The organism is Pseudomonas sp. 2822-15, from assembly GCF_002742515.1.
GTDB classification, from domain to species: domain Bacteria; phylum Pseudomonadota; class Gammaproteobacteria; order Pseudomonadales; family Pseudomonadaceae; genus Aquipseudomonas; species Aquipseudomonas salomonii.
The window spans coordinates 25,372-41,697 of sequence record NZ_LJRY01000211.1 but is presented as its reverse complement, the minus strand read 5'-3'; the positions used below and the strand labels follow the sequence as shown (position 1 = coordinate 41,697).

Sequence of the window (16,326 nt, the reverse complement as noted above, 5' to 3'; positions counted from 1 at the left end):
TTGATTGGGATCACACAACCGAACGGGCAAACCGCCAGCTACCGCTACGACCCGTTTGGGCGGCGGATCAGCAAAACGGTGAACGGAAAAACCACGGAGTTTTTCTGGCAAGGCGACAAGCTGGTTGCAGAACACCACGCGGACTGCCATCGCAGCTATCTCTACGAGCCGGACAGTTTTCGGCCGCTGGCACTGCTGGAAGGTTTTGGGCCTCAAGACACCAAGCCCTTCCACTACCAACTCGACCACCTCGGCACGCCACAGGAACTCACAAACCCCAAAGGCGAAATCGTCTGGTCCGCGCACTACCGCGCCTACGGCGAAATAGCCCGCCTCGACGTCAGAAAAATCGACAACCCGCTGCGCTTTCAGGGCCAATATTTCGACGCGGAAAGCGGGCTGCACTACAACCGCCATCGCTACTACAATCCGGATATTGGTCGCTACCTGACGCCGGACCCGGTGAAGCTGGCGGGTGGGATTAATGCGTACCGGTACGTGCCGAACCCTACGGGGTGGGTGGATCCGCTAGGCTTGAACTCGTGCCCTGAAAACAGCGGCTGCAAACCTTCACTAAGCATTGATGATCCCGCTGAACAAGCCTCTATAAAGAAAATAGAGCCTGGACCGCCCACTCCTAAGGAAAAGGAAGACTATCTTTTTCGTGGAGATAAAGCATCACCTGACGAGGTGTTCAAAAATGGGTTTAAGAGCAAAGGAGACAGTGAGGACCTATACTTGCACGCGGTTGACAGTAATGATCCTGCAAGTAACTTCATAAGCACTTCACCTTCGCGAGCGGTAGGAATTATGTTCGCTACAAGTTACGGCACTAAAAAAGGTTACTTATACACGCTCAAAAGCATTGAGGGCCACGATATAAATTTAGAGCTAGGAAGGCAAACACCTTATCCAAAAGAAAAAGAATTTGCCATCCACCACATAATAAATTCAGAGGATATTCTAGGCGCCACACCAGTAAAGGCCGATGGAAGCTACATAGGCTACTCAATTCCAAACCCAAATAGGAAATAACATGAAAACGCAAAAAATACAGGTGATCGTCAACGAACAAAAAGCAGAAGTGACAATAAAATATGACCCTGAAAAACTTACGATGACGTTTTCAGAGGCTGAAAACTTTCAGAAAATTTATGAAGGAAAGGACATGTATGCTTGTCTGGCTAAAATTAGAGCAGAATTCCCTCATATAACCTTTCTGTGTAAAGGCGCAAAAATAAATGTAATGCCTTCAAGAATGGCATCTCAAATGAGTGCAGGGCTCGTTGCTTACGAAATGAATTTAGGCAAGCAAGCTACCAATGAAGATATCGTCCGCATCTTTGATTACGAGGAAGAAAATCTAACGAACGACCCAAAAGAACAGATCAATTTCTTTAAGAAATGGCTGGCATCATTGGGTGCGCAAGACTATGAAAAATTCAACTGAGAGTGATCGCAAAACATCACAGAGCACTGCTCCTGTGACGAGCACCCTCACTCGCCACAGGCCCACAACCCAAAATCAAATACCAGCCAACGCCAAATCCATCGCAAAATACGTAAAAATCAAATCCGCGCCAGCCCGTTTGATCGACCCCAACGTCTCGCGCACTACCCGCGCCTCATCAATCGCCCCTGCCTGGGCGCCAAACTTGATCATCGCGTATTCGCCACTTACCTGATACGCCGCCACCGGCAAGCGCGAGGCTTCGCGAATGTCGCGGATGATGTCGAGGTAGGCGCCAGCCGGTTTGACCATCAGCGCATCGGCGCCTTCCTGTTCGTCGAGCAGGGATTCGCGCACGGCTTCGCGGCGGTTCATTGGGTTCATCTGGTAGCTTTTGCGGTCGCCTTTGAGGGCGCTGCCGCCGGCTTCGCGGAACGGGCCGTAGAGGGCCGAGGCGAATTTGGTGGAGTAGGCCATGATCGGGATATGGGTGAAACCCGCGTCATCCAGGGCGCGGCGGATGGCCTGGACCTGGCCGTCCATGGCGGCCGACGGTGCGATGACATCGGCGCCGGCACGGGCAGCGGCCACGGCTTGTTTGCCGAGGTTGACCAGGGTCGCGTCATTGTCGACGTGGGCGCCGTGCATCACGCCGCAGTGGCCGTGGTCGGTGTATTCGCAGAAGCAGGTGTCGGACATCACGATCATGTCCGGTACGGCGTCCTTGATAATAGAGGACATGCGCGAGACCAGGCCGCGTTCCTTCCAGGTGTCGCTGCCGCTGGCGTCCAGGTGGTGGGATACGCCGAAAGTCATCACAGACTTGATCCCGGCACGGGCATAACGCTCGATTTCACCGGCCAGTTTTTTCTCAGGAATACGCACCACACCCGGCATGCTGGTGATCGGCACAAAGTCGTCGATTTCTTCTTCGACAAAAATCGGCAGTACCAGGTCGTTGAGGGTGAATTCGGTTTCCTGGAACAGGCCACGCAGCTCCGGGGAGCGGCGCAGGCGGCGAGGACGGGCTTGGGGGAACTGGCTGGTCATGGCTTTCCTGGATAGCATCAGAATATTTGGGCAAAAGCTTATGCCCCATGGCCCCCGCAGCACAAACGCCTGGGGACCAATAGTGTATTGCGTGGGTCGTAACAATATATTGATCTAGAGCTGGACTCGCCCTTCGATACACGCCGCCACTGCGCCGCCCACCCAGATTTCATCACCTTGCCGTTCCACGTGAATCCGCCCGGCACGACCAATCACGGTGCCCTGGCTGACCACATACCGCGCGGGCGCAAGGCCTTCGGCCAGCAACCATTGGGCAACACCGGCATTCAAGCTGCCGGTGGCCGGGTCTTCCTGGACGCCGTCACCGGCGATAAAAGCGCGCACTTCAAAGTGGCTGTCCACCTCGTCACGCGCCGGGTCACAGGGCGCGATGACGCCAATGGCCAAGCCATGCAATTGCGAAAAGTCAGGCTGCAAGGCCAACACTTGATCGCGCTGGCCCAGCATCACCGCCAGCCAACCTGCGCCGTTATCCACCCACTGGCTGCGCACAATGGCTTCAGGCGCCAGGCCCAACCCCAGGCGCACGCGTTCCAGCAGGGGCGCTTCCACCGGACCTGTACGCAACAACGGTGGTGCAATAAACGCCAGTTCAGCGCCTTGGCGACGGACACGCACCAGGCCGATTTCGCACTCCTGGATGATCTCCTCACCTTTGGGCACGCCGCCTGACTGCAGCCACGCATGGCAACTGCCCAGGGTCGGGTGCCCGGCAAACGGCAGCTCTTTAAGCGTGGTGAAAATTCTTACCCGGTAATCCGCCCGTGGGTCCCGCGGCGCCAGCAAAAACGTGGTCTCGCTGAGGTTGGTCCAGTTGGCGAAGTCGGCCATTTGCTGGTCCGTAAGGCTATCGGCGCCGAGCACGACCGCCAGGGGGTTGCCCTTGAGCGAAACACCGCTGAACACATCCAGTTGCTTGAAATCGAAAGTCGGCATGTCTTAGCTCGGAATACTCAGGCCACGCATCACCGCCGGGCGGGCGACAAAACCGTCCAGTGCACGCAGCACATTAGGGAAATCAGCGATGCCGACCAAGTCGCCGGACTCGTAAAACCCGATCAAATTACGGATCCACGGGAAGGTCGCAATGTCGGCGATGCTGTATTCATCACCCATGATCCAGGTGCGACCCAGCAAGTGTTTTTCCAGCACGCCGAGCAAACGCCGAGATTCGGCGGCGTAGCGGTCACGCGGACGTTTGTCTTCGTATGCTTTGCCGGCGAACTTGTTGAAGAACCCGACCTGGCCGAACATCGGACCGATACCGGCCATCTGAAACATCAGCCACTGCAGGGTTTCGTAACGGGTGGCCGGGTCTTCGGAGAGCAACTGGCTGGTTTTTTCCGCCAGGTAAATCAGGATCGCGCCGGACTCGAACAACGCCAGCGGCTGGCCGCTCGGGCCACTGGGGTCGATGATCGCGGGAATCTTGTTGTTGGGGTTTAAGGACATGAACTCCGGCGACAACTGGTCCTGGGTCTCGAAACTGACCTTGTGTGCCTCATAAGGCAGCCCCAGTTCCTCCAGCATGATCGACACCTTGACCCCATTGGGCGTGGGCAGCGAATACAGCTGCAAGCGCTCCGGGTGCTGGGCGGGCCATTTGCTGTTGATCGGGAAAGCGGCGAGTGCGTTCATCGGGAAATCCCCAGGCTCAAAGTCCCCATGATAGCCACCTGCACGCCGTCCTGCATGGGTCATCATTGCGCAACATAGCCGCGCTATGGTGCGCGCAGGCGAACCAAAGAGCCGATTCACACTCTTAACTGCGCCATGACGGTGAAAGGAAGACACCCCGTAACAATCACAGGTTAAACCGCAGCACGCCGGATGCGTCGCTGGGGCCAGGCTTGTCCGCCTTAATCGCTGCACTGAAGACTCGAACCTACAATGACAATCAAGCCTCTGTGCCTTGCGCAACGTCTTAAACGTTATGCCTACATCGTGTTGCCGCTGTCGCTGGTGGGCGGCGCCATCGGCCTGACCCTGGAGTCGCGAATCAGCCGCGCCGCGCCGGTGGATGGTGTGCAAACCCTGGTGTTCCTGCGTCACGGCGAAAAACCCGTTGGCGGCCTCGGCCAGCTCAATTGCCAGGGCCTGAATCGCGCAATGAACCTGGCCACCGTGCTGCCGGAAAAATTCGGCAAGGCCAATTACGTGTTTGCGCCCGACCCGACGCGCAATGTCGAGGAAGGGGAGCACGACAATTCCTACAGCTACATTCGCCCCCTGATGACCATCAGCCCCAGCGCCATCAAGCTTGGCCTGCCGGTGAACATCAAGTACTCCGCCAATGACACCCACGACCTCGCCGATGAACTGGTGGAAGACAAGTACCACAACTCAATCATCTACACCGCCTGGTCCCACGGCTACCTGCCGGAGCTGATCAACCGGGTGGCCAGTGAAGCCTCGGGTGAAAAACACACCATCACCGACGATTGGTCGGGCGGCGATTACGACACGCTCTATGTACTGACGCTGACCTGGCATAACGGCAAGGCTTCACTGCTGAGCCGCAACTACAAGCAAGGCCTGGATAACGGTCAGCAGACATGCCCGGATGCAACCCAAGTGAGCGCGGATATCTGAAACCCTGCAGATAGAGCCTACGCTCCCGCGCAGGAGTTCATTCCGTGACGCTCAAGGTGTTGGGGCCAGCATCACGACGCAGAGCGTCTCGGCCTGCATTCCCACGCAGGAGCGTGGGAATGATCGGTGGCAGGCGCGTATGATGCCCCGCTATTGAATCATCTGCGGACTTGCACCATGCCCAACCTCATCTCCACCCAGCCCAACCGGGGCTGGTCGTTCTGGTGGAAACCAGCGCTGTTCGTGTTGGTGGCCTGCATCGGCCTCTATTACGTGAAGTGGTCGCCCTACTACCTCAAGGCCTTTGTCGCTGCAGATAACCACAGCATCGGCGCCTCGATTCTCAACGACCAGCAAAGCTCACCCTTGGCCGCCGCACTGGCCTATGCCCAGGTGTATTTCCTGGCGATCTGGAAAGCTGCCGTGCTGGCGGTGATTCTGGGTTCGCTGCTGCAAGTGTTGATCCCCCGTGACTGGTTGCTGCGCCTGTTCGGCCGCGCCGGGCTGGGGTCTACCGTGCGTGGCGGGCTGTTCGCCTTGCCGGGGATGATGTGCAGTTGCTGCGCGGCTCCGGTGGCAGCGGGCATGCGCCGTCAGCAGGTGTCGGTGGGCGCGGCGCTGGCCTTCTGGATCGCCAACCCGGTACTGAACCCGGCAACCTTGGTGTTCATGGGCTTTGTACTCGGCTGGGGCTTTACTGCGCTGCGGCTGGTTGCGGGGGTAGTGCTGGTGGTGGGCGTGTCGCTGGTTGCACAACGCATTGCCCGCCCCGATCAGGTGCCGGAAGCGGCATTGGACGCCGTGGCTGAGGTGAGCCAGGCCGAGTCGCAGCCATTTTTGAGTCGGTGGCTGCAGACTCTGTGGCAGCTGTTCTGGAGCACGATCCCGATCTATATCGTCGCCGTGCTGGTACTGGGCGCCGCGCGGGTATGGCTGTTTCCCCATGTCGACGGCGCTATGGCCAACAGCCTGGTGTGGCTGGTACCGCTGGCCATCGTCGGAACGCTGTTCGTCATTCCTACGGCAGCCGAGATTCCTATCGTACAAACCATGATGACATTGGGCATGGGCACCGGCCCGGCCGTGGCATTGCTGATGACCTTGCCCAGCGTGAGCCTGCCGTCGCTGTTGATGCTGCGCAAGGATTTCGACGCGCGGGTGCTGGTGACGGTGGCTGGGCTGACCATGCTGGTGGGGGTGGTGTGTGGGTTGATCGGGGCGGTGATTCTATAGGCTTTGCTGTGAGGCTTAGGGCCTTATCGCAGGCAAGCCAGCTCCCACATTTGACTGCATTCACAGGTCAACATGTGGGAGCTGGCTTGCCTGCGAAGAGGCCCTCAAACCCACTGCATTAATTGCGCCTGGCAACCCGCTCACGCAAGTACTCCACCACAGCGCCCTGCTCCCCGGCAAACTCGATCCGCGCGCCTTTGCTTTCCCGCTGGAACGCATACATCGGGTCGTAGTACTCGCGCAACAAGCCTTCGATCCACACCCGGTGTAAATCCACGGCACCACTGCGCGCTTGTTCCGTCAAAGCTTCCTGCAATATGGCCTGCAGGCGCTGAAAGCGCTCGCCACCCAGGCGCTTGTGGATGTTGGCCAGGCTCTGGGTCAAGCGCTCGGCAAACAACGCCTGCCCGCTTTCGCCAAACACCGCGATAAATTCGGCGCAAAGATCAACCACGTAATCCCGCAGAATCCGCTCGACGCGGCCTTCAACACTGTCTTGCAGCCATACCATCTGGAAGGTCTGCATGCCCTTGTGTAACGGCAAAGGCAGTGCACAGCTGCCGATCATGCGGCTCTCGTCCTCGACCACAAACTGTTCGATACCACCCGCGCGTTTCTTCAGCAGGTCGACCGCCAGGCGGTTTTCAAAGTCGATGTTGGACGGTTGCACCGTGGCGCGCTTGCCGAAGCTGGAGCCGCGATGGTTGGCGTGCCCTTCAAGGTCCAAGGCATTGCGCACCTGGCCCAACACCTCGGTCTTGCCGGTGCCGGTCATGCCGCCGAGCAACACAAAATCACACTCGGCCGTCGCCTGCTCCAGGGTCTCCAGCAGAAAGGTACGCATGGCCTTATAGCCACCGCCGACACGCGGATAGTCGATACCCGCCTCGGTCTTTAACCATTGCTGCACGATTTGCGAGCGCAGCCCGCCGCGAAAGCAGTACAGATAGCCGTCGGGGTTGGCCTGGGCGAACCGCGCCCAATGCTCGATGCGCTCGGCCTTGATGGCCCCGGACACCAACTCATGCCCCAGCACGATGGCCGCTTGCTGGCCTTGCTGTTTGTAGCAGGTGCCGACCCGCTGGCGTTCGTCGTCGGTCATCAGCGGCAGGTTGACCACACCGGGGAACGCGCCCTTGGTGAACTCGATCGGCGCGCGGGTATCCATCATCGGCCGGTCATTGAGGAAGATGCTGCGGTAGTCGGTGATGTCAATTGCCATCAAAACACCTCTACCGCGTGGGTCTGTCGCTCAACCAGTGCGCCGATCGGCTCAAGGCTCAGGCCCAGTTCTGCGGCTACGGTGCGAAATTCGGCGTCGCCCTCCGGGGTGACGGCGATCAGCAGGCCGCCGCTGGTCTGGGGGTCGCACAGCACGCGCTTGTGCAGCTCCTGCAGACGCCCCAGTTTGCTTGAATAGCTGTCGAAATTGCGCAGGGTGCCACCGGGCATGCAGCCTTGGTCCAGGTAGTCTTCGATCCCTGGCAGGAGTGGGACTCTGGCATATTCGATGCGGGCCGTGAGACCACTGCCGTCAGCCATTTCCACCAAATGCCCCAATAGACCGAAACCGGTGACATCGGTCATGGCGGTGACGCCGGCCAACTTGCCAAAACGGCTGCCAGGCTTGTTGAGCGTGCACATCCAGTCACGGGCCAGGCCGATATCCGCCTCGCGCAATTTGCCCTTTTTCTCGGCGGTGGTAAGGATGCCGATGCCCAGCGGTTTGGTCAGGTACAGCTGGCAACCCGCGGTGGCGGTGTCGTTGCGCTTCATATGGCGCTTTTGCACGATGCCGGTCACGGCCAGGCCGAATATCGGCTCCGGCGCGTCGATGGAGTGCCCGCCCGCCAGTGGAATGCCGGCGGCGTCGCACACCGAGCGACCGCCACGGATCACTTCGCGGGCGACTTCCGGCGCCAGCACGTTCACTGGCCAGCCCAGAATCGCAATGGCCATCAGCGGGTCGCCACCCATGGCGTAAATGTCACTGATGGCGTTGGTGGCGGCAATACGGCCGAAGTCGAACGGATCATCGACAATCGGCATGAAAAAGTCGGTGGTGGAGACCACGCCACGCTCGTCATCGATGGCGTACACCGCCGCATCGTCGCGCGAGGCGTTGCCCACCCACAGGTTGGGGTCTAGGTTCTGTGCGCCGCTGCCGGCAAGGATCACTTCCAGCACCTGGGGCGAAATCTTGCAGCCGCAACCCGCGCCATGGCTGTACTGGGTGAGGCGAATCGGCTCGTTCATGGTGGACCTCAAGGTAACAAGTGGCACGATTCTAACAGACAGCAAAAAGCCGGCTGGGCTCTTGTGAGCGCAGCCGGCTTTTGGGTTCAGCGCCTACTGGCGGGCAGCGAGCAAACGCTTGTGGCGGTTACGCCGGGCAATGTTCAGGCATTCGATCACCGCCGAGAACGCCATGGCCGCATACACGTAGCCTTTTGGCACGTGGGCGCCGAAGCCTTCGGCGATCAGCGTCATGCCGATCATGATCAAGAAGCCCAGGGCCAGCATCACCACGGTCGGGTTGTCGTTGATGAACTTGGCCAACGGTTCAGCCGCCACCAACATCACGATCACCGAGACGACTACGGCGATGATCATGATGGGCAAGTGCTCGGTCATGCCCACGGCGGTAATGATGCTGTCGATGGAGAACACCAGGTCGAGCAACAGGATCTGCCCAATCGCAGCGGCAAAGCCGATGGCCACGGTGTTGCTGACGGTGGCCTTGTCCTCGGGCTCCGGGTCCATGCTGTGGTGGATCTCGGTGGTAGCCTTCCACACCAGGAACAGGCCACCGGCAATCAGAATCATGTCTTTCCAGGAGAACGCCTGACCGAAGATCTCGAACACCGGCGCCGTCAACTGCACGATAAACGCGATGGTGCTCAACAGGCCCAGACGCAGGATCAACGCCATGCTGATGCCGATACGCCGCGCTTTGGCCCGGTGTTTCTCGGGCAATTTATTGGTAAGGATCGAGATGAAGATCAGGTTGTCGATGCCCAGCACGATCTCCATGACGATCAAGGTGGCCAGTGCGACCCAGGCGGTCGGGCTGGCGGCCAGTTGTAAAAGGTAGTCCATAGGTCAGTCCTGACGTTGTGCTGGGAAATTAAGCTTCTTTACGTTCGGTTTCAGATTCTTTTTCGGCCTGCTCAGCGTCTTTTTCAGGCTGGATCAAACCTTGGGTCGCTTCACTCAATGCCTGCTCGGCGGCCTTGTGGGTGTCATCGATGGCTTGTTTGGCCGATTCGGTGGCTTTGCCCAGCACCTGCTGCGCGCTCTTTTCGACTTGATCACAGCCGCTGATCATCACCAATGAAAGCGCAAGGACGGACGCCGCGCCCAGGGAATTGAGTTTCATCATGTATTCCTCGTTAGAACCATTGGGTCCAAATAGTGGCCCCTCGATAGCGAGGCATTCTATGCAGCTGAACACTTCAGTAAAATTCGTATTTCTCTCATATATACTTCGATTTTTACGAAGTGTAGGCCGCCATGCTCAATTATCGACAATTGCATTACTTCTGGGTGGTGGCCAAGACCGGCAGTATTGTGCGCGCGTGTGAGCAGCTGAACCTCACGCCCCAGACCATCAGCGGCCAGATCAGCCTGCTGGAGCAGACCTTTGGTATCGCGCTGTTTCAACGCGTCGGTCGCCAATTGGAACTCACCGAAGCCGGGCGACGGGCCTTGCCCTACGCCGAACAGATGTTCCAGACCGGTAACGAACTGGAAGCCATGTTGCGCGCAGCACCCGACGAACAGCAGATCCTGTTTCGGGTCGGGGTGGCGGATGTGGTGCCCAAGTCCATCGTTTACCGGCTGATCGCGCCGACCATGGAGCTGAGCGAGCCGATGCGCATCACCTGCCGTGAAGACAAACTCGAACGCTTACTGGCCGACCTGGCGATTCAGCGCCTGGACCTGGTGATCTCCGACAGCCCGATGCCCACGCATTTGGACATCAAAGGCTACAGCCAGAAACTCGGGGAATGCGGCATCAGCTTTTTTGCCACTCAGGCCTTGGCTGACCAATACGGCGGCGATTTCCCACACTGCCTGCAGGGCGCGCCGTTATTGATTCCGGGTGCGGAGACGGTGGTGCGCAGCCGCTTGCAGCGCTGGTTTGCCGAGCAGCAGATCCAGCCGAGGATCATCGGTGAGTTCGACGACAGCGCGTTGATGCAGGCGTTTGGGCAGTCGGGCAGCGGGATTTTTATCGCCCCCAGCGTGATCGCCGATGAGGTGGTGCGCCAATATGGCGTGGCGCTGATCGGCCAGACCGATGCGGTCACCGAGTCGTTCTACGCAATCTCGGTGGAGCGCAAGATCAAACACCCCGGCATCGTGGCGATTACCGAAGGGGCGCGGCGCGAGCTGTTTACCGCCCTGCCCTGACGGCAAGGTTGATCGTTCCCACGCTCCGCGTGGGAATGCCGCCTCGGACGCTCCGCGTCCTGCTGTTAACGCGGTGACGCGGAGCGTCACAGGATGCATGCCCACGCAGAGCGTGGGAACGATCAAGCGCGGGCAGCCAGAGGTTTCGCGGTCATCAACCACAGCGCCAGCAGGATCGACACCAGGATAAACCCGGACGCCGCAAAGCCCAGGCTGGCAAGCCCCAGGGTGTCAATCACATGCCCCCCCACCATGGCCCCCAGGCCAATCCCCAGATTGGCCCCGGCGATGTTCAATGACGCGGCAAACGCCGGGGCGTGGGGCGCGGCTTTCATCAGGCGCACATGGCTGACCAGAAACATCGCCGTCTGGGTCACGCCCCACACCGCCATCGCCGCTGCCAGGCCAATGCTGGAGTGAATCGCCGGGACCACCGCGACCATGCCGGCGATCATGAACCCGCAGAACACCATGGACGCAATCAGCGGATGACGGTCCACCGCACGCCCGCCAAGGGCGTTGCCGATCAGGCCCACCGCGCCAAAGCCCATCAGGCACCAGCCCACCCGCGTACCGTCGAAGCCGGCCAGACGTTCGAGGATGTCTGCCAGATAGGTGTATGCGGTAAACATGCCGCTGAACACCAAGATCGACAGCAGGATATGGCCCTGCATCAACGGGCTGCCCAGGATCTTGAACTGCGAGCGCAGGCTCACCTGATCGTTCTTGGGTGTGGTCACCGGCAGGTAGATAAACAGCAGCAAGGCCTTGGCCAACGCGACCACGGCGAGAATGGTGAACGCGGTGCGCCAGCCGAACATATCGGAAATCAAGGTGCCCACCGGAATGCCGAACACCGTGGCGCAGACAATCCCGAAACCGATTTTTTCAATGGCCCGGCCGGCAAATTCCGGCCCGACGATATCCACTGCCGTTTCACTCGCCAAGGCCCAAAACACTGGCAAACCCAACGCCGGAATCAAGCGCGCCATGGCCATGACCCAGATATTCGGCGCCAATGCCGCCACGGTATTGGCCAGCGCAAACATGATCAGAATGCTGATAAACAGGCGCTTGCGCTGGAACCGAGCGAAGTATGCGGTCAGGAACGGTCCGAACGCCGCCACGGTAAATGCGAACAGCGTTACCAGCAGCCCGGCCTGGGACACGCTGACGTTCAGGTCGCGGGCGATCGACGGCAGCAGCCCGACAATGATGAATTCTGTGGTCAGCACGGTAAAACCGGCGGCCGACAGCAGCAGGATAGGAAACAACATGAAAACTCCAGAAACGACGACATCAACGACAGCCCGAAGGGCTCGCTGACAGAGAGGAAAGATGAGAGGCGGCAATCTTAACAGAATAGGTCTTGGCCTGGCCAAACCCTACAGGTGCGGGTGACGGAATGCCGCACCGAATGGGACGCTTCCTACAGCATGTTAGACTTTGGGCCTGCTTCCTACGGCGCTACCTGCCTGCAATGCTGCGTCCTACTAAAAAAACTAGAGACAACTGTTTATGACTGCTGCCCCTTCCCTGCTGCAACGACTGATGCGCGTCAGCCTGGTCACCCAAATTGTCATCGGCCTGCTGGCCGGTATCCTGCTCGCCCTGTTATTGCCCGAGGCAGCGCGTGCCACCGGGTTTATCGGCAAGGTGTTTGTCACCGCGCTGAAAGCCGTTGCACCGATTCTGGTGTTTGTATTGGTCATGGCGTCGATCGCCAACCATAAACATGGCCAGGAAACCCACATCAAGCCAATCCTGTTCCTGTACCTGCTCGGCACCTTTGCCGCTGCCGTCGTCGCGGTGGTAGCCAGCATGCTGTTCCCGTCGACTTTGGTACTGGCCACCCATGACGCCACCGTCAGCGCCCCCGGCGGCATCGGCGAGGTGCTGCAAGGCCTGCTGCTGAGCGTGGTGGATAACCCGGTAAGCGCGCTGATGAATGCCAACTTCATCGGTATTCTGGCCTGGGCCATCGGCATGGGCATCGCGATTCGCCATGCTGGTGTTACCACTCGCACGGTGCTGGACGACCTGTCCAACGGCGTCACCCTGATCGTGCGCGTGGTCATCCGCTTTGCGCCGCTGGGCATCTTCGGCCTGGTGGCCTCGACCCTGGCCACCTCCGGTTTCGGCGCCCTGCTCGGTTATGCCCACCTGCTGGTGGTGCTGATCGGCTGCATGCTGTTCGTCGCGCTGGTGATCAACCCGGCCATCGTGTTCTGGAAACTGCGCCGCAACCCTTATCCGCTGGTGCTGATGTGCTTGCGCGAAAGCGGCATCACCGCGTTCTTCACGCGCAGTTCGGCGGCGAATATCCCGGTGAACCTGGCGCTGAGCAAACGCCTGGGCCTGCATGAAGATACTTATTCGGTGTCGATCCCGCTGGGCGCCACCATCAATATGGCCGGCGCGGCGATTACCATCACCGTGTTGACCCTGGCCGCCGTGCACACGCTCGGTATTGCCGTGGACATGCCAACCGCCGTGCTGCTCAGCGTGGTCGCGGCGGTATGCGCCTGCGGCGCGTCGGGTGTGGCCGGTGGCTCGTTGCTGCTGATTCCCCTGGCGTGCAGCCTGTTCGGCATTCCCAGCGAGATCGCCATGCAGGTGGTGGCCGTGGGCTTCATCATCGGTGTGCTGCAGGATTCGGCGGAAACCGCGCTCAACTCGTCCACCGATGTGCTGTTCACGGCAGCCGCTTGCCTGGGCAAGGAAGAGCAAACGGCTTAACCATAAGGCGTAAAAAAGCCCGGGGCGTTCGACAAGAACGACCCCGGGCTTTTTTGTATCTGGAGGCTTAGAAAGCGCCCATGTAATCGCGCTTGCCCACTTCCACACCGTTATGGCGCAGCAAAGCGTAAGCAGTGGTGACGTGGAAGAAGAACTGCGGCAGGCCGTAGGTCAGCAGGTAGGACTGGCCGCTGAAGCGCTTCTCTTTCGGCGTGCCTGGGCGGGTGATGATTTCGATGCCTTCCTTGCCGTCGATTTGCTCAGGCTTGATGGTGTCGACAAATGCCAGCACCTTGGCGATCAGCGCTTGCAGGTCGGCGAAGGTCACTTCGCTGTCTTCGTACTTCGGCACGTCGATTTCGGCCAGGCGCGCGGAAACACCCTTAGCGAAGTCGACGGCGATCTGCACCTGGCGCACCAGCTGGAACATGTCCGGGAACAGACGCGCTTGCAGCAAGGCGTTGGGTTCGATGTTCTTGGCGCTGGCGTGGGCTTCGGCTTTGTTCAGTACATCGCTCAGGGCGTTGAGCATTTGCTTGAAGACCGGGATAGAAGCGGCGTACAGGGAAATAGTCATGACAGTCTCACGGTAATGGCAGGGTTTGAACCAGCGGCGATTATAGCCATGCCTGCGGCTTGTCTTTTATTTTTTCAGGATTAGGCTAGTGAGCTTCACTGCATAGGGAAAGCGCGATGACCGCCGAGCACGACACCGACACTGCTGAGCCGCGCCTGAACAGCACGGAAATCCGCATCCTGGGCTGCCTGATCGAAAAACAGGCGACCAACCCGGAAACCTATCCGCTCACGCTTAATGCGCTGGTGCTGGCCTGCAACCAGAAGACCAGCCGGGAACCGGTGACCAACTTGAGCCAGGGCCAGGTCGGCCAGAGCCTGCGGGTGCTCGAAGGCCAGGGCTTTACCCGCCTGGTGATGGGCAGCCGCGCCGACCGCTGGGAGCACCGGGTGGACAAGGCGCTGGAGCTGGTGCCGGCCCAGGTGATCCTGATAGGGCTGCTGTTTTTGCGTGGGCCGCAGACCGTCAACGAACTGCTGACCCGTAGCGGCCGCATGCATGATTTTGAAGACGCCGAACAGGTCGTGCACCAGCTCGAACGCCTGATTGCACGCGGGCTGGCAGTATTGGTGCCGCGCCAGGCCGGGCAACGGGAAGACCGTTATACCCATGCGTTGGGGGATCCGGCGGATATTGAGGCGATTATCGCGGCACGCGGGAGCCCGGTGGAGCGCTCGGCCGGTGGGGTTTCGGTGGAGCGTATTGAGGAGCTTGAAGCCAGGATTGCAGCGCTGGAAGAACGCCTGGCCCAGCTGGAACAGGCTTAACCCGATCTAAAATGTGGGAGCTGGCTTGCCTGCGATTGCGGTGGGTCAGTGATGTATAAGGCGGCTGACACGCCCTCATCGCGGGCAAGCCCGCTCCCATATTTGGATCTGCGCAGTGCTTTAATTTCGAGCGAAGGCCACTGCCGCCTGGAACTGTTCGTCCGTCGGCCGCACACCGGTGTACAGCACAAACTGCTCCAACGCCTGGATCGCGATCACTTCCAACCCGGTAATCACCCGTTTGCCCTGGGCACGCCCACGCAGGATCAACGGCGTTTCCGCGGGGATCGCCACCACATCGAACACAGTCTCAGCAGCGTCCACAGCGTCGGCGTCAAAGGCCAACTGGTCCGCCTCTGCCCCGCCGGTCATGCCGATCGGCGTCACGTTGACCAGCATCTGCGGGCGCAACTCGCCCAGTTCTGCTCGCCACTCATACCCCAGGCTTTGCGCCAACGCCCGGCCCGCCGCTTCATTGCGCGCCACAATCACGCCGTTGGCGTAGCCGCCATCGCGCAGGGCACTGGCCACCGCCTTGCCCATACCGCCACTGCCACGCAGGGCAAAGGTCGAGTCTTTGGGTACCGCATGTTTTTTCAGCAGTTGTTCCACCGCAATGTAGTCGGTGTTGTAGGCCTTGAGATGGCCGTCGGTGTTGACGATGGTGTTGAGCGAGGTGATGGCCTTGACCGAAGCGTCCAGCTCATCCACCAGGGCGATGCTGGCTTCCTTGAACGGCATGGACACCCCGCAACCACGGATACCCAGCGCCCGAATACCGCCGATCGCACCGGGCAAATCCTGGCTGCTGAAGGCTTTATAGTAGAAATTCAGCCCCAGTTGTTCGTACAAATGGTTGTGAAATCGCAAGCCAAAATTCCCGGGACGCGCCGACAATGACATGCACAGTTGGGTGTCCTTGTTGGGGTGCATCTGCATGGAAAACTCCTATGAGTAAGCAAATCGGTACAGACCTTACACAACCTTTACCTAGCAGCGGTGCTGTTTTTCAGAAATACGTTGTCTTAAAAGTATCCCCGCGACAATCCTTGAGTCTATTGATTGCAGACCACAAGCGCAGGGGCTAACCGAGGAATGACCATGATTCGTAAAATCCCCAAAATCGCCTTGCTTATCGGCGCACTCGCTATGGCAGGCCAAGCCTCCGCCCACGGTGGTGGTTGGGGTGGCCCGGCCATATTGGGTGGTTTGATCGGCGCAGCCGTTGTCGGCTCCGTAGTTGCCAGCCAATCCCAGCCGGTCTACGTGCAGCAACCGGTGTATGTGCAGCCGCAACCGGTGTATGCCGCGCCGCCGCCGGTCTACTACGCCCCGCCACCGCCGGTATATGTGCAACAGCGGGTTTACTACCGCCCGGCACCGGTGTATTACGGCCCACCGCGCGGCTACTACGGCCCTCCCCACGGTTATTATGGCCGCGGCTGGTAATACGCAGTCAGGTTGGAAATGAACAGGCCTCG

At 59.5% G+C, this 16,326-nt stretch carries 18 protein-coding genes; 8 read left to right on the top strand and 10 right to left on the bottom strand.

The genetic code is table 11. From position 1 onward, the window contains the following. On the top strand, nucleotides 1–1,035 hold a 1,035-nt coding region (locus tag AOA59_RS25360), incomplete at its 5' end, for an RHS repeat-associated core domain-containing protein (RefSeq protein WP_178076293.1). A gap of 1 nt (nucleotide 1,036) precedes the next feature. Continuing rightward, nucleotides 1,037–1,450, top strand: coding sequence for a hypothetical protein (locus AOA59_RS25355; protein ID WP_099489501.1), 414 nt, complete (start codon nucleotides 1,037–1,039; stop codon nucleotides 1,448–1,450). Between the two features lie 75 nt (nucleotides 1,451–1,525). On the opposite strand, the gene hemB is transcribed toward AOA59_RS25355, so the two are convergent. From hemB to AOA59_RS25340, 3 genes are all read right to left on the bottom strand, one after another. Continuing rightward, nucleotides 1,526–2,500: a porphobilinogen synthase gene (gene hemB, locus AOA59_RS25350; protein WP_056858748.1), complete on the bottom strand. Its 975-nt coding sequence runs from the start codon at nucleotides 2,498–2,500 to the stop codon at nucleotides 1,526–1,528. A 114-nt stretch (nucleotides 2,501–2,614) separates the two neighbouring features. Beyond that, nucleotides 2,615–3,457 carry a PhzF family phenazine biosynthesis protein gene (locus AOA59_RS25345; RefSeq protein ID WP_099489500.1) on the bottom strand — a complete coding sequence of 281 codons (843 nt, stop codon included), beginning with the start codon at nucleotides 3,455–3,457 and terminating at the stop codon, nucleotides 2,615–2,617. A 3-nt stretch (nucleotides 3,458–3,460) separates the two neighbouring features. Beyond that, entirely contained in the window at nucleotides 3,461–4,159 is a 699-nt protein-coding gene (locus AOA59_RS25340; protein ID WP_099489499.1) for a glutathione S-transferase N-terminal domain-containing protein, read from the bottom strand. A 252-nt stretch (nucleotides 4,160–4,411) separates the two neighbouring features. Here AOA59_RS25340 and AOA59_RS25335 point away from each other — a divergent pair, with 252 nt between their 5' ends. Both AOA59_RS25335 and AOA59_RS25330 read left to right on the top strand, forming a co-directional pair. Beyond that, nucleotides 4,412–5,113 (top strand): histidine phosphatase family protein, encoded by a 702-nt coding sequence (locus AOA59_RS25335; protein ID WP_099489498.1) that lies wholly within the window; start codon nucleotides 4,412–4,414, stop codon nucleotides 5,111–5,113. Between the two features lie 177 nt (nucleotides 5,114–5,290). Then, nucleotides 5,291–6,346 carry a permease gene (locus AOA59_RS25330; RefSeq protein ID WP_099489497.1) on the top strand — a complete coding sequence of 352 codons (1,056 nt, stop codon included), beginning with the start codon at nucleotides 5,291–5,293 and terminating at the stop codon, nucleotides 6,344–6,346. Nucleotides 6,347–6,464: 118 nt separating this feature from the next. Here the strand turns inward: AOA59_RS25330 and mnmH are convergent, their stop codons facing one another. The 4 genes from mnmH to AOA59_RS25310 all read right to left on the bottom strand — a co-directional run bounded on the left by mnmH (nucleotide 6,465) and on the right by AOA59_RS25310 (nucleotide 9,725). After that, entirely contained in the window at nucleotides 6,465–7,568 is a 1,104-nt protein-coding gene (mnmH, locus tag AOA59_RS25325) for a tRNA 2-selenouridine(34) synthase MnmH (protein ID WP_099489496.1), read from the bottom strand. Next, complete coding sequence (gene selD / locus AOA59_RS25320) at nucleotides 7,568–8,602, bottom strand: selenide, water dikinase SelD (protein ID WP_099489495.1); 1,035 nt, start codon at nucleotides 8,600–8,602, stop codon at nucleotides 7,568–7,570. Before selD ends, mnmH begins: the two co-directional genes overlap by 1 nt. A 93-nt stretch (nucleotides 8,603–8,695) precedes the next feature. Then, nucleotides 8,696–9,445, bottom strand: a complete 750-nt coding sequence (locus AOA59_RS25315) for a TerC family protein (RefSeq protein ID WP_065912367.1) — start codon at nucleotides 9,443–9,445, stop codon at nucleotides 8,696–8,698. A gap of 28 nt (nucleotides 9,446–9,473) precedes the next feature. Further along, nucleotides 9,474–9,725 (bottom strand): hypothetical protein, encoded by a 252-nt coding sequence (locus AOA59_RS25310; RefSeq protein WP_065912366.1) that lies wholly within the window; start codon nucleotides 9,723–9,725, stop codon nucleotides 9,474–9,476. Nucleotides 9,726–9,859: 134 nt separating this feature from the next. On the opposite strand from AOA59_RS25310, the gene nhaR reads away from it, so the two are divergent. After that, a complete protein-coding gene (gene nhaR, locus AOA59_RS25305; protein WP_065912365.1) occupies nucleotides 9,860–10,762 on the top strand; it encodes a transcriptional activator NhaR in 903 nt (300 codons plus the stop codon). 122 nt (nucleotides 10,763–10,884) lie between these two features. Here the strand turns inward: nhaR and AOA59_RS25300 are convergent, their stop codons facing one another. Beyond that, nucleotides 10,885–12,039 carry an MFS transporter gene (locus AOA59_RS25300; RefSeq protein WP_099489494.1) on the bottom strand — a complete coding sequence of 385 codons (1,155 nt, stop codon included), beginning with the start codon at nucleotides 12,037–12,039 and terminating at the stop codon, nucleotides 10,885–10,887. Between the two features lie 241 nt (nucleotides 12,040–12,280). Between AOA59_RS25300 and sstT the strand changes: the two genes are divergently transcribed. Next, nucleotides 12,281–13,501, top strand: a complete 1,221-nt coding sequence (gene sstT, locus AOA59_RS25295) for a serine/threonine transporter SstT (RefSeq protein ID WP_065912361.1) — start codon at nucleotides 12,281–12,283, stop codon at nucleotides 13,499–13,501. A gap of 67 nt (nucleotides 13,502–13,568) precedes the next feature. Here sstT and AOA59_RS25290 read toward each other — a convergent pair whose 3' ends face one another. Next, the gene (locus AOA59_RS25290; RefSeq protein WP_099489493.1) at nucleotides 13,569–14,078 is read right to left on the bottom strand and encodes a DUF1993 family protein; all 510 of its coding nucleotides are present in this window, start codon (nucleotides 14,076–14,078) and stop codon (nucleotides 13,569–13,571) included. A 116-nt stretch (nucleotides 14,079–14,194) separates the two neighbouring features. Between AOA59_RS25290 and AOA59_RS25285 the strand changes: the two genes are divergently transcribed. Then, nucleotides 14,195–14,845, top strand: a complete 651-nt coding sequence (locus tag AOA59_RS25285; protein WP_065912357.1) for a YceH family protein — start codon at nucleotides 14,195–14,197, stop codon at nucleotides 14,843–14,845. 120 nt (nucleotides 14,846–14,965) lie between these two features. Here AOA59_RS25285 and AOA59_RS25280 read toward each other — a convergent pair whose 3' ends face one another. After that, nucleotides 14,966–15,784: a shikimate 5-dehydrogenase gene (locus AOA59_RS25280; protein ID WP_099489492.1), complete on the bottom strand. Its 819-nt coding sequence runs from the start codon at nucleotides 15,782–15,784 to the stop codon at nucleotides 14,966–14,968. A 156-nt stretch (nucleotides 15,785–15,940) separates the two neighbouring features. On the opposite strand from AOA59_RS25280, the gene AOA59_RS25275 reads away from it, so the two are divergent. After that, entirely contained in the window at nucleotides 15,941–16,294 is a 354-nt protein-coding gene (locus AOA59_RS25275; protein ID WP_017135284.1) for a hypothetical protein, read from the top strand. Nucleotides 16,295–16,326: the final 32 nt, after the last annotated feature.